The 4050-nt window shown below is 32.8% G+C and carries 4 protein-coding genes; 3 read left to right on the forward strand and 1 reads right to left on the reverse strand.

Annotation, left to right across the window (positions count from 1 at the left end; all coding sequences use genetic code 11):
* Positions 1-364, forward strand: a 364-nt coding sequence (locus C3420_RS16415; RefSeq protein ID WP_146048174.1) for a transposase family protein, incomplete at its 5' end; no start/stop codon positions are given.
* A 402-nt stretch (positions 365-766) separates the two neighbouring features.
* Here C3420_RS16415 and C3420_RS16420 read toward each other — a convergent pair.
* Entirely contained in the window at positions 767-1453 is a 687-nt protein-coding gene (locus tag C3420_RS16420; RefSeq protein WP_103801054.1) for a metallophosphoesterase, read from the reverse strand.
* Positions 1454-1713: 260 nt separating this feature from the next.
* Between C3420_RS16420 and C3420_RS16425 the strand changes: the two genes are divergently transcribed.
* Positions 1714-3537, forward strand: a complete 1824-nt coding sequence (locus C3420_RS16425) for an ATP-dependent nuclease (protein ID WP_043974150.1) — start codon at positions 1714-1716, stop codon at positions 3535-3537.
* The gene (locus tag C3420_RS16430; protein WP_228152985.1) at positions 3521-3940 is read left to right on the forward strand and encodes a UvrD-helicase domain-containing protein; all 420 of its coding nucleotides are present in this window, start codon (positions 3521-3523) and stop codon (positions 3938-3940) included. The genes C3420_RS16425 and C3420_RS16430 overlap by 17 nt, the downstream gene beginning before the upstream one ends.
* The last annotated feature ends 110 nt before the right edge of the window (positions 3941-4050 follow it).

Below are 4050 nucleotides of genomic sequence, written 5' to 3' on the forward strand. Positions count from 1 at the left end.
TCAGCAAATTCTGAGTTTATGTACCAGTCGCGGTGCAGTGCATGATTTCGAGTTGTTCAAACGCAATTTAAACCAGATTCCTTTTGGGGCTTTTATCCTTGCAGATAAAGGCTATCAGGGGATTTATGTGTTGTATCCGAATAGCCTGTTGCCATTAAAAGCCAAAAGACATTGTAAATTGGATCCTGAATTGAAAATCTATAATCAGGAAATCAATAAAAGAAGAATCGGAATTGAGCATGTATTTGGCAGCCTGAAAACCTTCAAAATCCTTGCTGAGCGTTATCGAAATAGAGGTAAAAGGCTTGGTTTGAGATTCAATTTAATCGCTGGAATCTACAACTTGGAACTGAGCAAAAAATGATTTATGAAAGAGGTCTATTGCAGAATAAGCCTTTAGAAATAGGTTTGTGCAACGAAACCCATTCAAACTCGTGGCTTCCAAAATTTGCCTCACATGACAGAAGCAAAAAATTCAGATGGTAGGTGTTCATCTAAAAATGGAAACATTTTTGTCGTCATTCTTGCTACCTATTCGCTACCTTTTTATTTTAATTAAAAAAACCCCTTACGATTAATGCACGCAAGAGGTTGATTTATATGGTGGGCCCAGACGGATAAGAACTATCACCTACCCTATTGTTTTTATTGCACTAATTTTTCTCTTAAAAATATAGGATACAAGGCAGGATACATAATTCAAATGTTCATTTTTTAATCAATTAAACTTTTTCCACCACAAAACTCCCCTACCAAATTGCCCATTTCATTGGAGTTTGACGATACAGAGCTTCTTAGTAAAAGACGAGCCAACATCAATATAATGGCAATTATCGATTTTAGTATGCTCTTTTACAATGGTATGCCCCAGATAAATTTCATCAATGCTTTCGACAACATCATAGAAGTCTGATTGATTCCGTATTCGTCCCCTACCCCACAATGCGTTTGAATAGGCAGAAGAGACACCCGAAATTTTATAGTCACCTTTACAAATATCTTGCTTAAATAGATTCCAATCATGGATATCTATATCAGCATGAACAATACCGATTTTTTTACTTTCAAGTTTGACTTCAATCACTAAAGGTAATTCGTTAAATTGCTCTATAATTTCTAATTGCTTTAGTTGTGGCAACTGATAAAACCACTCACCACCGTTTCGTTGATGTATATCTTTGATATTCGGATCAGATTGTCCTGAAATACACATTTCTTCGTGATTTCCCCTTACTGTGAGAAACCATGACTGATTTAACAAAGAAATACACTCGAGGTTCTCCACCCCACGATCTATGAGGTCACCTGTACAAATGAGTAAATCATTTTGAAAGTCAAAATTGAGAATTTTAAGTTCTTGCATGAGCAAGCTATAAGAGCCGTGTAAGTCACCAACTACATACATATGATCCGTTTTATTTGCATTGATTGTTAAAATATGAGAATAGTTCATTGACTTAAATGATCACCATTAATTTAAATATGATTACTGACCTAATAGCTTTTCAGTCACTAGTACTCGATCAAAGCTATACACATGTGCAAAAAGACTTTCTACACATTAAATAACCACCAATTTTTACCATCACAAGGCAATCTAAATAAAGAAAAATAAGGATATGGGTACTAAAGTTCATAATTCATATATTATTTCTATCAATAACTTATGATATAAATAATATATACAAAAATTTACTTCAAATAACACAACTTATGTACTTATCAAATATAAAACTTTGGAATTTTAGAAAATACGGAGAAGTTGGAAGTACTTTTGATCTAACTAAACCTAATTTAAACCTTAATTTTACCAAAGGTCTTAATGTGCTAATTGGTGAAAATGATTCGGGGAAAACAGCAATCATAGATGCCATTAAATTAGTTTTAAAAACGCATAGTTACGATTACATCAAGGTAGAAGATAAAGACTTTTTTGACGGTGCTACACGATTTAGAATTGAGCTTGAATTTTATGATTTAACTGATGATGAAGCTAAAAATTTTACAGAATGGTTAGGCTGGAAAGGTACTGGAGCTGATGCCCAAACATTTTTAAAATTAAACTACGATGTTACTCGTACTGATAAACGAATTAATCCATCAGATGTTAAAGCAGGCGCTGACTTAGAGGGTTATGTGTTAACTGCAGAAGCTAAAGAATATCTTAAAACAACATATTTAAGACCTTTAAGAGATGCTGAAAATGAGTTGGTCTCAAAACGAAATTCTCGGCTTTCTCAAATTCTATTGGGTGATCCTACTTTTAAAAATAAAGATCAAAATCATGAACTTGTTCATATGTTTGAAGGTCTTAATATGAATTTGCAGAAATATTTTAAAGGTGAAGAAATAAGTTTTATTGATAAGGAGGGTAATACTGCAAAAAAAATTTACGAAGATGGGAAGACAATTAAAGATAAAATAGATGGCTACATTAAAGATTTTTATGCTGAAGGTATTTCTACAGAATTTAATGTTTCATCAACAGAGTTAAAAAGCATTTTAGAAAAATTTTCTCTTTTTTTAGAATCACAAAGAAATGTAGGCTTAGGTACATTAAATCGTCTTTTTATGGCAGCAGAATTGCTCCACTTAAATAAAGAAGACTGGCATGGATTACGTTTAGGATTAATTGAAGAGTTAGAGGCTCACCTACACCCGCAAGCTCAGATGCAAGTCATTAAAGCCTTACAAAGGCAAGAACAAATTCAACTCATTCTTTCAACACATAGTCCCAATTTAGCATCAAAGGTCAGATTAGAAAATTTAATCATATGCAACAAAGGCAATGCCTTTCCTTTAGGAAAAGAATATACAAAGTTAGATGAAGAAGATTATGTATTCTTGGAAAAATTTCTCGATACAACAAAATCAAATCTATTTTTTGCTAAAGGAGTAATTCTTGTAGAAGGATGGGCAGAAGAAATTCTAATTCCTAGTTTAGCAAAAGCCATCGGAATAGATTTAACAGCAAAAGGTATTTCTGTGGTTAATATTGGCGGGATTGGTTTCCAGCATTATGCCAATATTTTCCTTAGGAAAAATCCTCCATATATGACTATTCCTGTGGTAATCATCACTGATACTGATATCCGCACTTATGAAAAATTAACTGAAAAAATTGAGGGTAAAGAGGTCACTAGTTATGTTAAAAAAGACAATACCGTAGAAATCACACAAAAAATAGCTGAAATTAAAGCTAAATCAACTTGTAATCTTAAATACTATCCTGCTCCTCAATGGACTCTAGAATATTGCTTTTTTCAATCCCCAAAATTAACTTCAATATTTCAATTATGTGCAAAATCTATCCACCCTCAAATTTTTGCTGATGAAAATGATTTTGAATTAGAACTTGCAAAACAATTATTCAATCAAGGACTTAAGAAAACAAAAATTGCCTATAAAGTAGCTCATCATTTGGATGAAGAAATGGCTAAAGAACCAATGCTTCGCACATTAAAATTACATGAAGCTCATTCAACAGACAGTGCTTATTATCTAATCGAGGCAATTCGATATGTCACAAGCAATTGAAATCACCGATGAAGATATCCAATACGCCGAGAATATTTTATTACCTCAAGGTAAAACTTTTGATAATGAGCGACGTAACTTTATCCGTAATTTATCTACGATAGATTTACAAGCAGTTCCTGGTAGTGGCAAAACAACAGCGCTTTTAGCAAAACTATTGATTTTAGAAACTAAGCTCCCTTTATCTGATGGTTCAGGAATTTTAGTTCTCTCTCATACCAATGCAGCAGTAGATGAAATTAAAGAAAAAATTCATCAATACTGCCCACAACTTTTCCGCTACCCCAATTTTATTGGAACGATACAAAGTTTCGTAAATGAGTTTTTAGCTATTCCTTATTATTTATTAAGGGTTAATAGAAAGCCTTTTCGCATTGATAATGATAGGCAGAGTAAAACTTGAAGTGCGACATAAACCACCTAATTAATTTAAAGGGTTTATGGAGTATATAAAATTGTCATACCATCATCTTAACTTTGAAGATCGTACTGCATTAATGCTTGAGTCAAGAA

It is taken from the genome of Acinetobacter sp. ACNIH3 (genome assembly GCF_002918965.1).
GTDB classification, from domain to species: Bacteria; Pseudomonadota; Gammaproteobacteria; order Pseudomonadales; family Moraxellaceae; genus Acinetobacter; species Acinetobacter schindleri.

What these genes read in the sequence shown, in the direction of transcription:
- C3420_RS16420 (WP_103801054.1), bottom strand. Translation starts at nt 1,453, where the DNA reads ATGAACTATTCTCATATTTTAACAATCAATGCAAATAAAACGGATCAT.
- C3420_RS16425 (WP_043974150.1), top strand. Translation starts at nt 1,714, where the DNA reads ATGTACTTATCAAATATAAAACTTTGGAATTTTAGAAAATACGGAGAA.
- C3420_RS16430 (WP_228152985.1), top strand. Translation starts at nt 3,521, where the DNA reads ATGTCACAAGCAATTGAAATCACCGATGAAGATATCCAATACGCCGAG.